General features: G+C 65.5%; 15 protein-coding genes and 1 pseudogene. 11 read left to right on the top strand and 5 right to left on the bottom strand.

Annotation, left to right across the window (positions count from 1 at the left end):
- Window positions 1–271 (top strand): annotated as a pseudogene (locus VIQ49_RS11010) (hypothetical protein); the annotation flags it as partial.
- A gap of 20 nt (window positions 272–291) precedes the next feature.
- On the opposite strand, the gene VIQ49_RS11005 reads toward VIQ49_RS11010, so the two are convergent.
- A complete protein-coding gene (locus VIQ49_RS11005) occupies window positions 292–1,149 on the bottom strand; it encodes a hypothetical protein (protein ID WP_331884401.1) in 858 nt (285 codons plus the stop codon).
- A gap of 120 nt (window positions 1,150–1,269) precedes the next feature.
- Between VIQ49_RS11005 and VIQ49_RS11000 the strand changes: the two genes are divergently transcribed.
- Window positions 1,270–2,682: an alanine--tRNA ligase-related protein gene (locus VIQ49_RS11000; RefSeq protein WP_331884399.1), complete on the top strand. Its 1,413-nt coding sequence runs from the start codon at window positions 1,270–1,272 to the stop codon at window positions 2,680–2,682.
- Here VIQ49_RS11000 and VIQ49_RS10995 read toward each other — a convergent pair.
- From VIQ49_RS10995 to VIQ49_RS10985, 3 genes are all read right to left on the bottom strand, one after another.
- The gene (locus VIQ49_RS10995; RefSeq protein ID WP_331884397.1) at window positions 2,653–4,053 is read right to left on the bottom strand and encodes a DUF2254 family protein; all 1,401 of its coding nucleotides are present in this window, start codon (window positions 4,051–4,053) and stop codon (window positions 2,653–2,655) included. The two genes, VIQ49_RS11000 and VIQ49_RS10995, sit on opposite strands and share 30 nt — an antisense overlap.
- Window positions 4,054–4,061: 8 nt before the next feature.
- A complete protein-coding gene (locus VIQ49_RS10990) occupies window positions 4,062–6,317 on the bottom strand; it encodes a phosphatidylglycerol lysyltransferase domain-containing protein (protein WP_331884395.1) in 2,256 nt (751 codons plus the stop codon).
- A 109-nt stretch (window positions 6,318–6,426) separates the two neighbouring features.
- Complete coding sequence (locus VIQ49_RS10985) at window positions 6,427–7,713, bottom strand: alpha/beta hydrolase (RefSeq protein WP_331884393.1); 1,287 nt, start codon at window positions 7,711–7,713, stop codon at window positions 6,427–6,429.
- 436 nt (window positions 7,714–8,149) lie between these two features.
- Here VIQ49_RS10985 and glmS point away from each other — a divergent pair, with 436 nt between their 5' ends.
- The 9 genes from glmS to VIQ49_RS10940 all read left to right on the top strand — a co-directional run bounded on the left by glmS (window position 8,150) and on the right by VIQ49_RS10940 (window position 17,358).
- Window positions 8,150–10,012, top strand: coding sequence for a glutamine--fructose-6-phosphate transaminase (isomerizing) (glmS, locus tag VIQ49_RS10980; protein ID WP_331884391.1), 1,863 nt, complete (start codon window positions 8,150–8,152; stop codon window positions 10,010–10,012).
- A gap of 17 nt (window positions 10,013–10,029) precedes the next feature.
- Window positions 10,030–11,451, top strand: coding sequence for an NAD(P)H-hydrate dehydratase (locus VIQ49_RS10975; RefSeq protein ID WP_331884389.1), 1,422 nt, complete (start codon window positions 10,030–10,032; stop codon window positions 11,449–11,451).
- A gap of 14 nt (window positions 11,452–11,465) precedes the next feature.
- A complete protein-coding gene (gene alr, locus VIQ49_RS10970; protein ID WP_331884387.1) occupies window positions 11,466–12,611 on the top strand; it encodes an alanine racemase in 1,146 nt (381 codons plus the stop codon).
- Complete coding sequence (locus VIQ49_RS10965; protein ID WP_331884385.1) at window positions 12,611–13,660, top strand: alpha/beta hydrolase; 1,050 nt, start codon at window positions 12,611–12,613, stop codon at window positions 13,658–13,660. Before alr ends, VIQ49_RS10965 begins: the two co-directional genes overlap by 1 nt.
- Window positions 13,657–14,115: a tRNA (adenosine(37)-N6)-threonylcarbamoyltransferase complex ATPase subunit type 1 TsaE gene (tsaE, locus tag VIQ49_RS10960; protein ID WP_331884383.1), complete on the top strand. Its 459-nt coding sequence runs from the start codon at window positions 13,657–13,659 to the stop codon at window positions 14,113–14,115. Before VIQ49_RS10965 ends, tsaE begins: the two co-directional genes overlap by 4 nt.
- Before the next feature lie 116 nt (window positions 14,116–14,231).
- Complete coding sequence (tsaB, locus tag VIQ49_RS10955; RefSeq protein WP_331884381.1) at window positions 14,232–14,897, top strand: tRNA (adenosine(37)-N6)-threonylcarbamoyltransferase complex dimerization subunit type 1 TsaB; 666 nt, start codon at window positions 14,232–14,234, stop codon at window positions 14,895–14,897.
- A complete protein-coding gene (gene rimI / locus VIQ49_RS10950; RefSeq protein ID WP_331884379.1) occupies window positions 14,894–15,373 on the top strand; it encodes a ribosomal protein S18-alanine N-acetyltransferase in 480 nt (159 codons plus the stop codon). The genes tsaB and rimI overlap by 4 nt, the downstream gene beginning before the upstream one ends.
- On the top strand, window positions 15,370–16,401 hold the full coding sequence (gene tsaD / locus VIQ49_RS10945; RefSeq protein ID WP_331884377.1) for a tRNA (adenosine(37)-N6)-threonylcarbamoyltransferase complex transferase subunit TsaD: 1,032 nt from the start codon (window positions 15,370–15,372) through the stop codon (window positions 16,399–16,401). Before rimI ends, tsaD begins: the two co-directional genes overlap by 4 nt.
- Before the next feature lie 45 nt (window positions 16,402–16,446).
- Window positions 16,447–17,358, top strand: a complete 912-nt coding sequence (locus tag VIQ49_RS10940) for a class I SAM-dependent methyltransferase (protein WP_331884375.1) — start codon at window positions 16,447–16,449, stop codon at window positions 17,356–17,358.
- Between the two features lie 11 nt (window positions 17,359–17,369).
- Here the strand turns inward: VIQ49_RS10940 and VIQ49_RS10935 are convergent, their stop codons facing one another.
- Window positions 17,370–17,813, bottom strand: coding sequence for a MarR family winged helix-turn-helix transcriptional regulator (locus tag VIQ49_RS10935; protein ID WP_331884373.1), 444 nt, complete (start codon window positions 17,811–17,813; stop codon window positions 17,370–17,372).
- Between the last annotated feature and the right edge of the window lie 51 nt (window positions 17,814–17,864).

Here is a 17,864-nt window from a genome sequence, read left to right as displayed (position 1 = left end):
GGGCGTCACCCGGGATTCGATCGCTCGCGGCGGTGCGATCCTGCTGCCTGCTGACGACATCGACCTCAGTCCGCACAGCCCCCTGCCAGACTCGGCGCCCAAGCCCGACCTTGCCGCTGTGCCCGACCCTGCACCTGTACGCAACCCGGCTGACGGCGTTGCCGCCGGACCCGTTGCAGACACAGGTACATCCGGTCCCACAGGTTCGCCCGATCCGGATTCCTCCGACCCGGACGCCTCATACGCGAACGGGTGGCTGACCGACCGTTGAACGCGCCTGAGGGTTGCCGGCTACTTACGAAGCAACCGGGTGAGCGGATCGATGACGTCCTCGGTGCCCGGAGGCAACGAGTCGGGATCGATCGTGTGCAACTTGCCGAGGATCCCTTCGGGCTCGCTGAACGCTGCGTAGGTCTTGTCGCCGGTCAACTGATGCAACAGGAAGCCGGTGAGGACGCCGCGGGTGGCGCGCTGGGTGGCTTTGCTGTTGCCGCCGGCGCCGAGCTTTCCGCGAATGCTGAATCCTTCGGCCAGGCCTCGATTGTCGGCCTTGGGCACCATGCGCAAGACCGGGTTGGCGTCGGGCGGCAGCGCGCGCCGCAGGGCCAGCGAGTTCGAGGTCATCGACTCGAGTTCTCCGGGTGCGGTCAGGATCATCGTCGGGATCCGGATCTGCTGCGCGGCCGGGATGACGGCTGTGCTCGTCGGTGCCGGATACAGCGCCGCCAGCGCCTTCGCGCGGTCGCTGCGAGAGGCTGCAAGAGTTGCCGCGCCCGCCCCGAAGCCGTGCCCGACGAGGCCGAGGCGATGTTTGTTCACGGTGATGTTGCCGGTGCCCAGACGAACCTCGCTGATCACTGCCAGCGACGTCTCGAGATCGGCGGCCAGTCCCTCGTCGGAACCGAGCATGCCCTTTTCGGTGGACGGTGCCGCCGCGACGATGCCCCAGGACGCCAGGTGCGCGAGGGTCTTGTAGTACTGCTTGGCGCCGGTCAGCCAGCCGTGGCCGAATGCGATGCCGGCGAGGTCTTTGCCCTCGACCGGGGTGTAAACGGTGCCGGGGAGCCCGATGATCGCCATGTCTCCGCGCAGAACCTTGTTCGGTCCCGTTCTGGAGAGCTGCGACAGAAGCTTCTTGGGATTGGCCACGGTCTGACTCTAGGTGATCGCGATGACCAACGGCAGTAGGCCGTCGCCTCACGAAAGCAAGTTTTGCCGGGACTGCCGATTCGGCGCGCATTTGCTGATGGAAATTGGGAGAGTAATGAGATGGATGCCAACAAAATCCGCAGCGCCTACCTGTCTTTGATGCAGGAAAAGGGTCATGTCCTCATCCCGCGGTCGCCTCTCGTGCCCAAAGACGACCCCACAACGTTGTTCACCGGCAGTGGTATGCAGCCGCTGTTGAAGTACCTGCTCGGCGCGGAGCATCCCGACGGTAGGCGTCTGGCCGATTCGCAGACCTGCCTTCGTTCACAGGACATCGACGAGGTCGGCGACAACCGGCACACCACCTTTTTCGAGATGCTGGGTAACTGGAGCCTGGGCGATTACTTCAAATCCGAGCAGATCCCATTGTTCTGGCATTTCCTGACCGAGGTCGTCGGTCTCGATCCGAACCGGATCTACGTCACCGTGTTCGCCGGTGACCCCGACAGTGGCATCCCCCGCGACGACGAGAGCGCGGACATCTGGACCGAGTTGTTCACCGCGGCAGGGGTTTCGGCGGACCGGGTAGTACTGCTCACCGAGGAACAGGGCAACGAGCAGGGCAATCAGGGCGCACGGATCGCCTACTACAGCGACAAGAACTGGTGGTCACGGTCCGGAGGCCCGGAGACGATGCCGGTGGGCGACCCCGGTGGACCCGACAGCGAGGTCTTCTATTACTTCCCGCAGGTCGAGCACGACACCACATTCGGGAAGTACGCGCACCAGAACTCCGACGGCGGACAGTACATGGAGATCGGCAATTCGGTCTTCATGCAATACGTGAAGACCGAGGACGGCTTTGCCCAATTGCCGAAGCTCAACGTCGATTACGGCGGCGGCCTGGAACGGATCGCGGCTGCATCGATCGACAGTCCCGACGTGTACCGGATCAGTCTGCTGTGGCCGATCGTGGAGAAGATCGAAGAACTGACGGAGAAGTCGTACGACGACAACACCGTGGCGATGCGGGTGATCGCCGATCACATCAGGGGTGCGGTGTTCCTGGCCGTCGATGGCGTCACGCCCTCGAACAAGGAGCAGGGCTACGTGATGCGCCGCCTGGTGCGCCGTGCGATCCGGTTCGCGCATCAGCTCGGTGTGCAGCAGAACCTGCTCACCGCATTGGTTCCCGTTGTCGCCGATCTTTACATCGAGGCCTATCCGGAGGTGGCACAGCGACGGGACGTGGTGACCGAGGTCCTCGAGAAAGAGGAGCGGGCATTCCGCCGCACCCTTGGCAAGGGCCTGCGCGAGCTGAAACGCCTCGGCAAGACCGGAGAGACGGTCACCGGCGACGATCTCTTCAAGCTGTACGACACTTTCGGTTTCCCGGTCGAATTGTCGACGGAAGAAGCGCTCAATCGTGAGCTCCCGCTGACCGAGACCTGGCGTGAGGAGTTCGACGATGCCATCGAGGCGCAGCGCGCCCGGTCACAGGCATCAACCAAGCTCGGAGCCGGGACCTCCTGAGTCACCCGGAGTCCGGGCCGCCGTCTGGGATCGGCTGCCCGACTCCGATCCGAGTCCCTGAGGATCAGCGACGCTGGCGAGCCTGACGTCGAGTTCGGTCTTCCACTCCCGGTGGACCTGCTGGTCAAGGGCGGCAAGCCGTTCGACCAGGGGCGGATGCTGCGCCGGCGGCGTACTGGCCTGCAGGGTGACCAGCAGTGACCGCAGGCGCCGCTGGACCTGGGTGGATCCGGTGCTGAAATGCCGGATCTCATCGGTTGCCAGAGAGACGTAGTCGGGCCAGGTCCGCCGGTAGCCGTGTACCCGCGACATCATCTCCAGGGTGTGATCGGTGCGCACTCGAAATGCCAGCAGCAACAACAGATCCTCGAGATGATCGATGGCCTGGACCGCGCGGCCGGGGTCGTTGATGGCGGGGGACAGGGCCTTGAGTGCGACGTCGACGATGGCCTGCAGTGCCGCTGACGGGCTGACCGACGGCCGGTGTGCGTCACCGAAGCACAGGGTTCCGAGCAGTTGACGTTTCCGGATCTCGTTGAGCGAGAGGTCTTTGCCGTACACCACGAACAGTGGGGCGGAATAGGCAACAAAGTCGCCGATGCGGGGTTGCACCTCGATCTGCGCGCCCCAGCGCACCCCCAGCCGCTGCAGTTGGGGAAGATTGATCGCCACCAGCACGCGGCCTTTACCGGGTGTACGTTCCAGTTTCATGGTGACCGACGGGATGTCGAGCTCATGCGGCCCCGGCTGCGTCCGGAGTGGATCGACGCCGGTGGCCGCGAGTTCGGCAGATGTGTCGAGGAACGTGCGCTTGATGGCCCGGTGTCCCTCGTCGGCGATCCAGCGAAGGAGCCTGGTGGAGTTCAGGACCCTGCCGACCTTCGACACGAGCACAACGAACATGATCGCGCTGGCGAAGGCCAGGAACAACGCGAACGCGCCGGAGGCTATCGGTGCCCGGTTGTCTTCGGAGGCCATGTCCGAGGCAACGATCAGCGAATAGACGAAGGTGGCCAGGAACAGCCCGTTCGACCAACGCATGACCGGGTCCTGCTGCAGCACCGGCACCACACGTACGGAGACCTGGGTGGCGCCGAACTGCATCGCCAGTGTGGTCGCGGTGAAGACGAGGCCGGTCAGTGTGATCATGCCGCCCGCGATCGCGCTGAGGAGGGTGGCCATCGTCCCGGTGTCGACCGCATCCGACGAGGTCGCGTTGTCGATGGCCCCGAAGACTCCGGTCATCGCCACCGCGAGCACTATCAGCCCCACCGGAAGTCGCCAGATCGGCACAGTGCCCATCCGGCGTTTCGTCCGGCGCCATCGGGCCCGTTCGCCGATGAATCGGCCGAGGTCGACGAGCGCATGCATGGGCGCGATCAGTCCCTGCTCGTTGCCAGTCTGAGCATCTGGCCCGGGGTGGCGTTGGGGAGATACGCGCGCGTGAGCGCGATACCGATACGTGGCAGGTCGCCTTCGTCGCGGAAGCACATGTACACCGGCTCATACCGCGGCTGGAACTTCATCTTGAACGCGTGCAGGGAACGGAAGCCGTAGAACGGCTCCATCGCAGCACCGAGTGTGTCGAGGAGCCGGTCCATCGCCTCGGCGTCCTCGGAATCGTTGTCCGCATGGGCCAGTGGGGCACCCGACAGTGAGAGGATCTGGGCACCTTCGGCTTTGAACGCCAATGCGGAACTGGCGATGAGGAACTCGATGCAGGGCCGGAAGCCGTCGTCACGGCGACGCATCACGTCCAGCGTCCACCCGCGCATGGTGCTCTCGCCGTCGCCGCCCGCGGGACCGAAGACCGGTAGCCACGAGAGCACACCATGGATCGACCCGCTCTCATCGATGGCCAGCGCGACGCGAACCTCCGGGTCGAGGGCCTCTTCGACGCTGCCCAGGGTGAACCCCATCTCGGGTAGGTCCTTGTCGCCGACCCATTCTTCGGAGATCGCGCGGACCTGGGCGAGCACCGCGAAGGGTTCGTCCTTCAGCGTGGTCATCCGGAAGGTGATCCCCTCCTTCTTCGCCCGGTTCATCGCGGACCGGATGTCCTGCCACGGTTTGCCTTTGAAGGCCAGCGTCGGCAGGTCGATGATGGTGTCCTCGGCGATCTGCAGGGTGCGCCAGCCCATGTCACGGGCGACGGCCGCAGTGGCCTCGCTGACGGAGAACCAGAAGGGGATCCGGCCGCTGTTCTCGGCGAGGTCGGTGAACTCGCGGACCGTCTCGGCGAGTTTGTCCGGAGCACAGACCGGGTCGGCGAGTGCGACCAATGTGCCGGCCGGGCGCTGGTACCCGATGACACCATCACCTGCAGAGGTGAATGCGTATCTGTTGTTCTCCCAGGTGATCATCCAGCTCATCGTGCTACCGCCGTGTTCCTGCAGCAGCGTGCGAACCTGCGATGAGGGGTCGGATCCACCCTTGCCGGCCATCACCTTTCGGCTGTTGAACGGGACCGTGAATGCGTAACGGCCGTTGAACAGGAGGATCAGTTCCACGATCCAGAGCAGGCCGGTTCCCACCGTCACCGCGCCCTGCCCGACATACGACGAGGTCATGATCGCGACGAGGACAACGATCACCAGCGCGACGTACAGCACGCCGTAGACCACCGTGATCCACCACGCCCAGCGGCGACCGCGGCGAAGCTGATCGGCGATGAGCAGCACGATGAGCATGGTCACCAACGATCCCCAGCTCAGATCGTCGTTCGAGTCGGTGGGACCGAACGGCCCGTCTCCGGGGAACAACGCCACCGCGATGTTCACGACCGCGATCAGCACCAGACCGAGGAAGCTGATCATTCTGATCTCTTGCCGTGTCCGTGGCATCACACCGGTTTCGCCACGGCTGAAGAACTTCTCGCCGATGGTCAACATGACGACCACCGCGATCAGATGGGACACGTCTGACAGCGTTCCTTCGAAGAGGAACGAAATCGACACGTAGGCGAGGAGAACCGCCCGCGCTCGGAGTCGCCACGGCGATCGGAGGCAGGCGGTTGCCGCGGCCACCGAGGCGACGACCGCGGTGGTCATCCCGACATCGCGGACGTCGGCGAGGTGATCGACCCAGTGCCACGAGGTCGGCAGGAAGATGGCGATGAAGGCGATCGCGCCGAGGATCCCGACGAGCTGGCCGACGATCGCGACAAATGCCACCCGCGCAGTGCCCAGCAGCCATTCGGACCAGCCGATGAAAATCGCGGTCAGCAGGATGAGGCTGAGATAGCGCAGAGGATGGAGCCCGAAGGCCATGCCGGACAACGGGGTCCACCATTTTCCGTCGGTCAGTGCGGGGTAGCCGTATGCGATGTCGGCGAACCAGCTCTTGTGTTCGATCGAATCCCACAGCGTCCCGGTGACGACGCCCAGCACGAGGATCACCACCAGAACCGCGGTGGTGAACGGGACCCTCCGGACCGTCTTGCCGATGACCTCGGCGGTCTTGGCAATCGCGGAGGGCGCAGCCGGTTCTGCGGGCTCTGCCGATTCGGCAGGCGACTTCGCGGTGGTCGGCTGTGGTGCGACCGCGGTCGGCGTCACGTCCTTGTCGGCCGGCTTCGCGGTGTTGTCGGCCGGCTTCGCCGGGGTCGCCTCACTGGGTGTCTCGGGCGTGCTCATCGGCACCTTTCGTTCTGTGTCGCCGGGCCTGCCGGATGATGGAAGGGCCTTGTCGAAAGACTAGGGCACATGTGGGGTTTGCTGCCTTGTACGGCGATTGTTCTCTGGGTCACGGCAACCCGAGTCGTTCACCGAGCCACGGCATCTCCAACTTCAGGCCTGCCGACCAGACGGCAAACGAGTGACCACCCGGCACCGTGCTGAAGTGGACGTCCATCCCGGCTGCCTTCGCGGCCTCGTAGACCTGCGTCAGCCCCGGCCGATATTCGTTGTCGTCCTTGCCGACGACAAACGCTCCGGCCACACCGGGGTACTGCTTGGTCTTCATCAGATCCATCGGATTGACGGCGACGAACTTCGACTCGTCTCCGCCGAAGGCCGCGGCAACGGTCTGCGCGCGACTGCCCAGGGTCGGCTCCAACTGACCGGACATGTCGAGGAAGGTCGGGAAGATGTCCGGATGGTTGGTTGTCATCTGCAGCGAGCAGGTTCCGCCATAGGAGAGTCCGCCGATGGCCCAGGACTTGGCGTCCTCCGAGACCTGAAGGTTCTGTTTGGTCCAGTTCGGAACATCCTGCGAGAGATAAGTGGCGACGTTCCCCAGCTTCGAGTCCATACACAGGGGATTGCCCAATTCGGTGCCGGTGGCATCGGCCACGACCACGATCGGCGCCAGTCCTTTGTGCTGGCCGGCGTACTGGTCCATCGTCTCGGGCAGTCGTCCGCCGACGAGCCAGTCTTCGGGGGACCCGGGTTGCCCGGCCATCAGGACCAGCACGGGAAGCAGTGGACGCGGGTGGGAGAAGTAGGCGGGAGGTAGGTAGACCTTCGCCGGACGGGCTGTGAAGTTCGACGCCGTGGGAGGAATCGGTGCGGTGATGATGCTGCCCTGCGTTGGTAGATCTCCCGGGTTCTTCCAATTGTCGACGTCGACGGTTTTGAGATCGGTTTTGCGAGCCTCATCGAGGGAGATCGTCCTGAAGTGATTGATGCCGAATACCGATCCGACGGTCGGGTATTCGCTGAACTGCTGATTGATCTCGGACAAAGGCATGACAATCGCGAACACGGTTGCGAGAACGGTGACGGCTTTGCCGATGCGTCCTTGTCCCATGATCAATCTCGGGACGAAGAGCAGCGCCGCGAAGACGGCCAGACCGGCCCAGATATAGCAGTTCGTGGGAACCGGATCCGCGAAGAGCTTCCAGACGTCCTCGATGAGCCATTTCGCGAGCAGCACCGCTGCGACGGTGACGGCCGCGGCGATCGGTAACACCACCAACAGGTATTTCTTCCTGAAGAACAGGACCAGCCAGGCGAGTCCGGCGAATCCCAAGATATCGATGATCCACGGCAGGGCACCATCGAGCACAGATATGTCCCAGAGCCAGTTCATGCGTTTCCTTTGGATACCTGTGATCGCCGACAGGGGAGATCAACGCTCATGGAAACGTACCTGCAAAAAAGCCCGAACAGGCGAATTAAGAAGGGAATTGACGCGATTGTTGGACCATCGTGTCCCGATAAGTAGTGGGACCACCGGGATCCGCGGGAATTCACACGGCAAACGGCCGCTGGATTGGTGTTGTGGAACGTGGCAACAAACGGTTACCGGTGGTGGAGGACATACGGATCGAACGTATCGAAGGCGTCCCAACCGACGCATCCCCCTTGACTCTCGCGGGGCTTTCGCTCCGTGAACTCCAAGAGTTCGATCACTGTAGCCCACAACATGATTTCCTGTCACGCGGTGGACGCTTTGCGTGTCGCGGTTCGGGGTTCGGCTTGCGGGAATTCACTCCCGCCGCACGCGGCAAGTACCCTGTAGCACTATGTGTGGAATCGTCGGATACGTGGGCAAACGCGATGCTCTCGAGATCGTTGTCGAGGCTCTGCGGCGGATGGAGTACCGCGGTTACGACTCGGCCGGGGTCGCGATTCTCGACGGCGCGGGCAACGCCGCGGTGGAGAAAAAGGCCGGTCGACTGGAGAACCTCGACAAGGAACTCGCCTCGATCGGTCGCGAGTCCTTTGCGGGCACCACAGGCATCGGGCACACCCGGTGGGCGACCCATGGCAGGCCCACCGACCGCAACGCGCACCCGCACACGAGCATCGACGGGAAGATCGCGGTGGTCCACAACGGGATCATCGAGAACTTCGCAGCGTTGCGCAGTGAGGTGGAGCAGGCCGGTATCGAGTTCACCTCGGACACCGACACCGAGACCGCGGTTCACCTGGTCTACCTGCAGTACGCATCAGGTCCCACCGCCGGCGACTTCGTGGCCAGCGCCTACGCGGTCCTGGGACGGCTGGAGGGGGCGTTCACGCTGGTGTTCACCCACGCCGATCATCCGGACACGATCGTCGCCGCCCGTCGGTCGACACCGCTGGTCGTCGGTGTCGGTCAGGGCGAGATGTTTGTCGGATCCGACGTGGCGGCCTTCATCGAGCACACCAGGGACGCCGTTGAACTCGGCCAGGACCAGGTGGTTGTCATCACGGCCGACAGCTACCAGATCACCGATTTCGACGGCAACGACCAACCGGGCAAGCCCTTCCACATCGACTGGGACCTGGCCGCCGCGGAAAAGGGCGGTTACGACTACTTCATGCTCAAGGAGATCGCCGAGCAGCCGCGCGCGCTCGCCGACACCCTGCTCGGCCACTTCGAGAACGGACGGATCGTCCTCGACGAACAACGTCTGACCGACGACGACCTGCGCGACATCGACAAGGTCTTCGTGGTCGCCTGCGGGACCGCCTATCACGCCGGGTTGCTGTCGAAGTACGCGATCGAGCACTGGACGCGACTCCCGGTCGAGGTCGAACTGGCCAGCGAGTTCCGGTACCGGGATCCGGTGCTGGATCGATCGACACTGGTGGTGGCCATCTCGCAGTCGGGGGAGACCGCCGACACGCTCGAGGCGGTTCGGCATGCCAAGGACCAGAAGGCAAAGGTCCTGGCGATCTGCAACACGAACGGTGCGCAGATCCCGCGTGAATCCGATGCGGTGCTCTATACCCATGCGGGTCCGGAGATCGGCGTCGCGTCCACCAAGTGCTTCTTGGCGCAGATCACGGCGACCTACCTGGTCGGCCTCGCTCTGGCCCAGGCCCGCGGGACCAAGTACCCGGACGAGGTGGCGAGGGAGTTCGCAGCGCTCGAATCCATGCCGACCGAGGTCAGCAAGGTGCTCGACACCATGGAGCCGGTTCGTGCGCTTGCCCGCGACCTCGCACACTGCGACACCGTGCTGTTCCTGGGCCGCCACGTCGGATATCCGGTGGCGCTCGAGGGTGCACTCAAACTCAAGGAGCTGGCGTACATCCACGCCGAGGGGTTTGCCGCCGGCGAACTCAAGCACGGTCCGATCGCGCTGATCGAAGACGATCTGCCCGTCATCGTCGTGATGCCGTCGCCGACCGGCCGTGCGGTGCTGCACTCCAAGATGATCAGTAACATCCGCGAGATCCAGGCACGTGGCGCGACGACGATCGTCATCGCCGAAGAGGGCGACGAGTCGGTCGTCGATGTCGCCGACCACCTGATCCGGATCCCGCAGACACCAACTCTGTTGCAGCCGTTGCTCTCGACCGTGCCGCTCCAGGTATTCGCGGCCGCGGTCGCCCAGGCCCGGGGCTATGACGTGGACAAGCCGCGCAACCTGGCCAAATCTGTCACCGTCGAATAGCCGGGGGTTCGCAGGCGATGATCAGTTATTTCAGCGCCGAACGGATCCGGGTGGCCGAGGAGGCCACCGGAGATCTGTTGGCGGGTGGTGTCCTGATGCGCCGGGCCGCACATGCGGTTGCCGGAGTGGTTGTCGCCGAACTGAAATCGCGCTGCGGCGGGTGTTATGGCCGGTCGGTCGGGGTGGTGGCCGGATCGGGCGACAACGGCGGCGACGCGCTGTATGCCGCCGCAGAACTCCGCCGGCGCGGGGTGGATGTGCACGCAGTCCTCCTCGGGGGCGAGCGCACGCACACCGCCGGCTTGGCCGCGTATCGCAAGGCCGGTGGATTGATTGTCGAAAAGCTCGCCGGCACAGTTGATCTGATCATCGACGGTGTGGTCGGTCTGAGCGGCACCGGGCCGCTGCGCCCGACCGCCGCGGAAGTTTTCGCCGATTTCCGGGCTCCGATCGTCTCGGTGGACATTCCGTCCGGCGTCGACGCAGACACCGGCCACGTCAACACCCCGGCGGTCCGGGCCGCGGTCACGGTGACGTTTGGTGCATCGCGCATCGCGCACGCGATGGCGGCGGCGCAGTGCGGCCGTGTTGTCGTGGCGGACATCGGTATCGATGCCACCAAGCCCTCGCTCCGTCAGCTCGGCGACGACGACGTGGCGGCCCTCTGGCCGGTTCCCGGGCCGGCCGACGACAAATACAGCCAGGGCGTGGTCGGGATCATCGCCGGCTCGGCGCGGTACCCGGGCGCCGGAGTGCTCTGCACCGGGGCCGCGGTGTCGTCGACGTCGGGCATGGTCCGGTACGCCGGCGGGGCCGGCGCACAGGTGCTGGCAAGGTTCCCCGAAGCCGTGGTCGCCGCCGAACCCGAGGACGCCGGGACCGTGCAGGCCTGGGTGGTCGGTCCGGGTGCCGGTACCGACGAGGACGGCCTCCGCCGTCTGGCCTATGTCTTGTCGACCGATCTGCCCGTCCTCATCGACGCCGACGGACTGACGCTCGTCGCGAGCCACCGCGATCTGGTCACGCGGCGCGACGCGCCGACCCTGCTGACCCCGCATGCCGGCGAGTTCGCCCGTTTGACCGGATCGGCACCGGGCGCTGACCGCGTCGCCGCAGCCAGGGGATTGGCGGCCGAACTGCAGGCAACGGTCCTGCTCAAGGGCCGTGCCACGGTGATCGCGGACGCCGACGGACCTGCCCTGGTCAACGACGCCGGGTCGTCGTGGGCGGCGACCGCGGGAGCAGGGGACATCCTCTCCGGTGTCGCGGGCAGCCTGCTCGCGGCCGGGATCGAGGCGCCGCTCGCCGCGGCCGCGGCGGCCCGGCTGCATGCTCTGGCGGCGCGCAACGCGTCGGGTGACGCCGCTCCGATCGGGGCATCGGCCCTGCTCGAGGCACTCTCGCCGACCTTGCGTGCACTGTTGGGTGGTCACAGGTGAAAGAATGGGACGCGATGAACACTCCGACACTCGAAGCCCGGATCGATCTTTCAGCGGTGTCGCACAACATCGGCGTCCTGCGCACGCACACCAGCGCCCAGGTACTCGCCGTGGTGAAAGCCGACGGCTACGGCCACGGCGCGGTCGAGGTCGGTCGCGCCGCACTGGCAGCGGGTGCGGCCGAGCTGGGTGTGACCACGATCGACGAAGCGCTCATACTGCGCCGCGCCGGCATCACCGCACCGGTGCTCGCCTGGCTGCACGGGAGCAGTGCCGACTTCGCCTCTGCCATAAACGCCGACGTTCAGCTGGGCATCTCATCCACCCGGGAACTCGATGCGGTGGTCGCCGCGGCGCGTACCGCCGGGCGCACCGCCTCGGTGACGGTGAAGGTAGATACCGGTCTGGCCCGCAACGGCGTCCACATCACCGAATGGGACGACACCAGGGACGCGTTGGCGAAAGCCGTTGCCGAGCAGGTCATCACCCTGCACGGGGCGATGAGTCACCTCGCGCGTGGGGACGAACCCGAACATCCGCTCAACGATCTGCAGGCGGAGCGTCTCGACGAGGCGGTTGCCGACCTGGCCCGGGTGGGCGCTCCGGTCACGGTGCGGCACATAGCCAATTCGGCGGCCACCCTGGCCCGTCCTGATCTGGCCCGAGATCTGGTGCGTCCGGGAATCGCGATCTACGGACGCTCTCCGATACCCGCCATGGGTGACTTCGGCCTGATCCCGGTGATGACGTTGATGGCCGAGGTGCTGTCGGTGAAGAACATCCCAGCGGGACAAGGGGTTTCGTACGGCCACACCTGGGTGGCCCCCCGCGACACGACCGTGGCGCTGCTCCCGGCCGGGTATGCCGACGGCGTGCCGAGGCTGTTGTCGAACCGGCTGAGTGTTCAGATCGACGGCAACCGGTATCCCAACGTGGGACGCGTCTGCATGGACCAGTTGGTGGTCGACCTCGGCGAGAACCTCGCCGAGGTGAAGGCGGGGGACCGGGCGGTGCTGTTCGGCACCGGCGCCGGCGGGGGCCCCACCGCGCTCGAATGGGCAGAGGCCGTCGGCACCATCGACTACGAGATCGTGTCGGGGATCCGTGGTCGCGCAGTCCGCACCTACACCTCCGTTCCGAAGTCGGGTGAGGTGCTCTGATGGAGCGATCCGGACGGCTCGAGATCCTGGCCGGGACAGCGGGTGTCGCAACGCTGGGTGCAGTGGCGATCGGCGCCGCGGCCCGCTCGCTCACGCGGCGGCAGCCCACCACCCCGGATCCGAACTCGATCGAGGACTTCGGCCTGATCTACAGCGATCACGCGAGCATCGTCGTCGCCGACGACGGTGTGCCACTGGCTGTTCGGGAAGTCGGGCCGGCCGATGCGCCGTTGACCGTGGTGTTCGTCCATGGATTCTGCCTGCGGATGTCCACCTGGCATTTCCAGCGGCGCGACCTCGAGAAGCGTTGGGGCACAGATGTTCGGATGGTCTTCTTCGACCATCGAGGGCACGGCGAGTCGGGGCAGGCGTCGGCCGGGTCGTGCACCATCACGCAGATGGCAGCAGATCTCGAAGCCGTGTTGCGAACGATCGTCCCGTCCGGTCCGGTTGTCCTGGTGGGTCATTCGATGGGCGGGATGGCGGTCATGGCACTGGCGAGCCGTCGCCCGGAGCTGTTCGGGACCAGGGTGCTCGGTGTCGGGCTGGTGGCCTCGGCGGCCCACGGCATCGCGGAGGTGGGCCTGGGACGTGGTCTGCAGAATCCACTGGTCGATGCATTCCGGACGTCCGTCCGGCGGGCACCACGGGCGGTGGAGGCCGGCCGCGGGCTGACCAGGATGTTGATGGCACCGGTGCTGACGGCCGGGAGTTTCGGATCGACGTTCCACTCACCGGCGGTGAGTGAGTTCGTGGAGTCGGTCATCCAGCGGACCCGGATCGATACGGTCGTCAACTTCCTGCGCGCGCTCGAGGAGCACGATGAGACATCCGGTCTCGCAGTTCTTTCCGGGATTCCGACGCTGGTCGCCTGCGGTTATGAAGACAAGGTCACACCGTTGCCGAACTCGGTCGAGCTCCACAACCGACTGGGTTCACGATGCGAGCTGATCGGGGTTCCCGACTGCGGTCACATGGTGATGCTGGAGAACCCGGACGTCATCACCGACGCCGTGGAGTCGCTCGTCGAGCGGGCCTGGCAGTCATGAATCAGGTGCTCCCGTATCAGTGCACCCTGCCGGACGTCGCCGACACGGAGGCATTCGGCCGTGAACTGGCCGCCGACCTCGTCGCCGGTGACGTGGTGATCCTCGACGGACCGCTCGGCGCGGGTAAAACCGCCCTGGCCCGAGGCATCGGCGCCGGACTCGGTGTGATCGGAAGGGTGTCGTCGCCCACGTTCATCATCGCTCGCGCCCACCGCGCCGGGACCGAGGGCAGGCCGGGCATGATCCACGTCGACGCCTACCGCCTCGGCGGCCTCGATGAGCTCGACGCACTCGACCTCGACACCGACCTCGACGACTCGGTGGTGGTGGTCGAATGGGGCGAAGGCGTGGCCGAGCGGTTGAGCCGCAGGCACCTGCAGGTCCGCTTGTCCCGCGATGTCGACACCGACGAACGCACCGCGTCCTACGGCTGGGTCACTGTCCAATCCCGGTGACAGGGTCGAGCTCCGCTTCGCTTCGTCTCCCGGTGATGTGGTGTTTTGGCGAACAAAAGCCCAGGTGATCTCCGCCAAAACGGCACATCATCGGGAGGCGGGTAGTCTGGCTGATCGTGCTTGTGCTCGCCATCGATACCGCCACTCCCGAGGTTGTGACCGGGATCGTTGAACTGACCCCGGAAACCGGTGACGCGCCGACCGTCCGCGCCGCACGGCATGAGGTGACCACTCGTGGTCATGCCGAGATCCTCACCACCAGAATTCTGGAATGCCTCGACGAGGCCGGACTGGCGCGAGCCGATCTCGACGCCGTGGTCGTCGGTCAGGGGCCGGGTCCGTTCACCGGACTGCGGGTGGGACTGGCCACCGGCGCCGCGTTCGGCGACGCGCTGGGACTGCCGGTCCACGGGGTGTGTTCACTCGATGCGATCGCTGCGCAGGCCACCGATGTCGCCTCCCTGCTGGTGGTCACCGACGCGCGTCGCCGAGAGGTCTACTGGGCGCGCTATGCCGAGGGCGTTCGGACCCACGGTCCCGACGTGGTGGCCCCGGCTGAACTCGGTACCAGCCTCGTCGGTCAGTCGATCGACGCCATCGTGGGATCGCCGAGTCACACAAGCCTTTTCAGCTACCCGGTGTTGACCCCGACCGCTCCGACCGCGGTGGGACTCGTCTCGGTGGCATTGCCCGACCTGTTGTCGGGTGTTGCTCCGAAGCCCTTGGTCCCGTTGTATCTCCGCCGTCCGGACGCAGTGGAACTCAAGGACCGGAAAAAATGATCGGTCCGCTTCGCGCGCGTGATTCGGCGCGGTGTGCCCGGATCGAAGCGTTGCTGTTCGAAGGGGATTCGCCGTGGCCCGCCGAGGCATTCCGATCGGAACTCCTTGCGTCGCATAACCATTACTTTGCCGTTCGGGACGGTGAGACATTGATCGGATATGCCGGCATCTCGGTGCTCGGGCCGGCCGGCGACCAGGAGTGCGAGATCCACACCATCGCCGTCGACCCCGAACACCAGGGGCACGGGCATGGGCGGGCATTGCTCGCGACGTTGCTGGAGATCGCGGACAGCCGGAACGCACCGGTGTTCCTCGAAGTCCGGACCGACAACGAGACCGCCATCAACCTCTATCGCCGTAACGGATTCGACGAGGTGGGTGTTCGCCGCGGCTACTACCAGCCCAGCGGCGCCGACGCGTACACCATGCGACGCCGCGCGATCGGTGACACGTCACAGTCGGGAGAAGCGCAATGATCGTCATGGGTATCGAGAGTTCCTGCGATGAGACCGGGGTCGGGATCGTCCGGTGGAATCCCGACCGGACCACCACGCTGCTGGCCGACGAGGTCGCGTCCAGTGTCGCCGAGCATGCCCGCTACGGCGGTGTGGTTCCCGAAGTGGCGTCGCGTGCGCACCTGGAAGCGATGGTGCCGACCATGCGAAGGGCGCTGGAGGCCGCCGGCATCAAGCGGCCGGACGCCATCGCGGTGACCATCGGGCCCGGCCTCGCCGGCGCGTTGCTGGTCGGTGTGGCGGCGGCGAAGGGCTACGCCGCGGCATGGGACGTTCCGCTCTATGCGGTCAACCACCTCGGCGGGCACGTTGCGGTCGACACCCTCGAGCACGGGCCGATGCCGCCGTGCGTGGCATTGCTGGTCTCCGGTGGGCACACCCACCTGCTCCACGTCACCGACCTCGGTGCCCCGATCACAGAACTCGGCACCACGGTCGACGATGCGGCGGGGGAGGCCTTCGACAAGGTCGCACGGCTGCTCGGTCTCGGCTTCCCTGGTGGACCAGCGCTGGATTCTGCTGCCGCACAAGGCGATCCGCATTCCATCAAGTTCCCTCGCGGAATGACCGGACCGCGCGATGCCCGGCACGACTTTTCGTTCAGCGGTCTCAAGACAGCGGTCGCGCGGTATGTGGAGAAGTGTCGTCGGGACGGTGTGGAACCACCGGTTGCCGACATCGCCGCGTCCTTCCAGGAAGCCGTTGCCGACGTGTTGACGATGAAGGCGATCCGCGCCTGCGGTGACGTCGGAGTCGACACCCTGGTGCTCGGTGGCGGCGCGACGGCCAACTCGCGGATCCGGTCGATGGCCCGGGAGCGGTGCGACGCGGCGGGCATCACGCTGCGGATCCCGAAGCCGCGTCTGTGCACCGACAACGGCGTCATGATCGCCACGCTCGGCGCGCACGTGATCGCCGGTGGAGCATCGCCGTCCTCGTTGACGGTCGCCACCGATCCGGGACTCTCGGTGCAGGTCAGTACGTACTGATCTGCAGTCCGACCCCGATCCAGGGGGTGTACCGGGCGTCGGCAGGTGACAATCTCACCGATTTGGCGCATTCTCGGTGTGACCCGGCGGGAGGCCACGATGGTCGAGCACGAGAACATCGATCCGATGCGGAACCAACTGCACGCCATGTGGAACTCGGTTGCGGGCGGGTGGGCCGCGCACATCGACTACATCGAAGAGCGCGGAGCGGGTGTCACGGAAGCGATGCTCAACGCCCTTGCTCTCGTCCCCGGTGAGCGGGTGCTGGAACTCGCGTGTGGAACCGGGGCAGCCGGAATCGGGGCAGCGCGGCGTGTCGGACCGGCCGGGATTGTGACGATGTCAGATGTGGCGCCGGACATGATCGAGGTGGCCGCGCGCCGGGTGGAACAGCTGGGCATCGCGAACATCGCCACTGCGGTGCTGGACATCGAGCAGATCGAGATGCCGGGCGATGTCTTCGACGCGGTGCTCTGTCGCGAGGGCCTGATGTTCGCAGTTGATCCGGGTCGGGGGCTCACAGAGATCCATCGCGTTCTGAAACCCGGCGGACGGATGGCGGTCGCGGTCTGGGCTTCGCGTGAGCAGAACCCTTGGCTCGGTGTGATGTTCGACGGTGTGAGTGCCGAGTTGGGTTTCGAGGTCCCGCCGCCGGGTATCCCCGGGCCGTTCTCGCTTGCCGACAGATCGGCGCTAGCCGGATTGATCGATGGTGCGGGATTTGTCGAGGTGACGATCGATGACATCGACAACCCTTGTGTCGCCGCTGATTTCGAGCAGTGGTGGGAGCGGGTGTCGATGATGGCAGGTCCACTCGCCGCGATCCTCGGGACCCTCGCGCCAGACGTACGGGAGTCGTTGCGCAGCCGGCTACGACACTCTGTTGCCGAGTATCGCACCGTGGACGGTATCGAGCTACCCGGCGTGGCGATGCTCGCGGCCGCACGGCGTCCGTGACAGCCGGTCGGTCACCCCTTGAGCTGAACTCGATGTAATTCCGTTGCTCCGCACAAGGATCCGGCCTTGTTGTCGTCGGCCTCGGCGCGCAGGATGGCACGTTGAACCGGTTTCGCGGCCTCGTATCGGGTGCGGCCGGAACCGGTCAGTTCGGTGAACACAGACCGGCGGTCATCAGCGCACATCGACCGTTCGACGAGACCGTCTTTCTCGAGGCCGGACACCAGCCGGGACAACGCGCTCTGGCTCAGATGGACCTGGCCGGACAGTTCACTCATCCGCATCTTGCAGTCGGTGGCCGTGGCGAGCAGTTCCAGGACTTCGAACTCGCTGCTCGAGATCTGTTGACTGGCTTGTAGTTCGCGATCGAGGTCGCACTGCAATTTGTGATAGCGCACCGACAGGGCGTGCCAGGCCTGGGCCAGCTCGTCGTCGCTTCGATGCGGGTGGGACATGGCCGCACTCTATCACATGCATCAGCATCTAATGCGTCTACATTTTATGTA

The organism is Williamsia sp. (assembly GCF_036566845.1).
In the GTDB taxonomy this organism is placed as follows: Bacteria; Actinomycetota; Actinomycetes; order Mycobacteriales; family Mycobacteriaceae; genus Williamsia.
The sequence above is the reverse complement of the archived record's forward strand: the minus strand, read 5'-3'. Positions and strand labels throughout refer to the sequence as shown.

Excerpts from the sequence above, each read along its gene's own strand:
- VIQ49_RS11000 (WP_331884399.1), top strand. The coding sequence starts at position 1,270 with ATGGATGCCAACAAAATCCGCAGCGCCTACCTGTCTTTGATGCAGGAA.
- VIQ49_RS10995 (WP_331884397.1), bottom strand. The coding sequence starts at position 4,053 with ATGCATGCGCTCGTCGACCTCGGCCGATTCATCGGCGAACGGGCCCGA.
- VIQ49_RS10990 (WP_331884395.1), bottom strand. The coding sequence starts at position 6,317 with ATGAGCACGCCCGAGACACCCAGTGAGGCGACCCCGGCGAAGCCGGCC.
- VIQ49_RS10985 (WP_331884393.1), bottom strand. The coding sequence starts at position 7,713 with ATGAACTGGCTCTGGGACATATCTGTGCTCGATGGTGCCCTGCCGTGG.
- glmS (WP_331884391.1), top strand. The coding sequence starts at position 8,150 with ATGTGTGGAATCGTCGGATACGTGGGCAAACGCGATGCTCTCGAGATC.
- VIQ49_RS10975 (WP_331884389.1), top strand. The coding sequence starts at position 10,030 with ATGATCAGTTATTTCAGCGCCGAACGGATCCGGGTGGCCGAGGAGGCC.
- alr (WP_331884387.1), top strand. The coding sequence starts at position 11,466 with ATGAACACTCCGACACTCGAAGCCCGGATCGATCTTTCAGCGGTGTCG.
- VIQ49_RS10965 (WP_331884385.1), top strand. The coding sequence starts at position 12,611 with ATGGAGCGATCCGGACGGCTCGAGATCCTGGCCGGGACAGCGGGTGTC.
- tsaE (WP_331884383.1), top strand. The coding sequence starts at position 13,657 with ATGAATCAGGTGCTCCCGTATCAGTGCACCCTGCCGGACGTCGCCGAC.
- rimI (WP_331884379.1), top strand. The coding sequence starts at position 14,894 with ATGATCGGTCCGCTTCGCGCGCGTGATTCGGCGCGGTGTGCCCGGATC.
- tsaD (WP_331884377.1), top strand. The coding sequence starts at position 15,370 with ATGATCGTCATGGGTATCGAGAGTTCCTGCGATGAGACCGGGGTCGGG.
- VIQ49_RS10935 (WP_331884373.1), bottom strand. The coding sequence starts at position 17,813 with ATGTCCCACCCGCATCGAAGCGACGACGAGCTGGCCCAGGCCTGGCAC.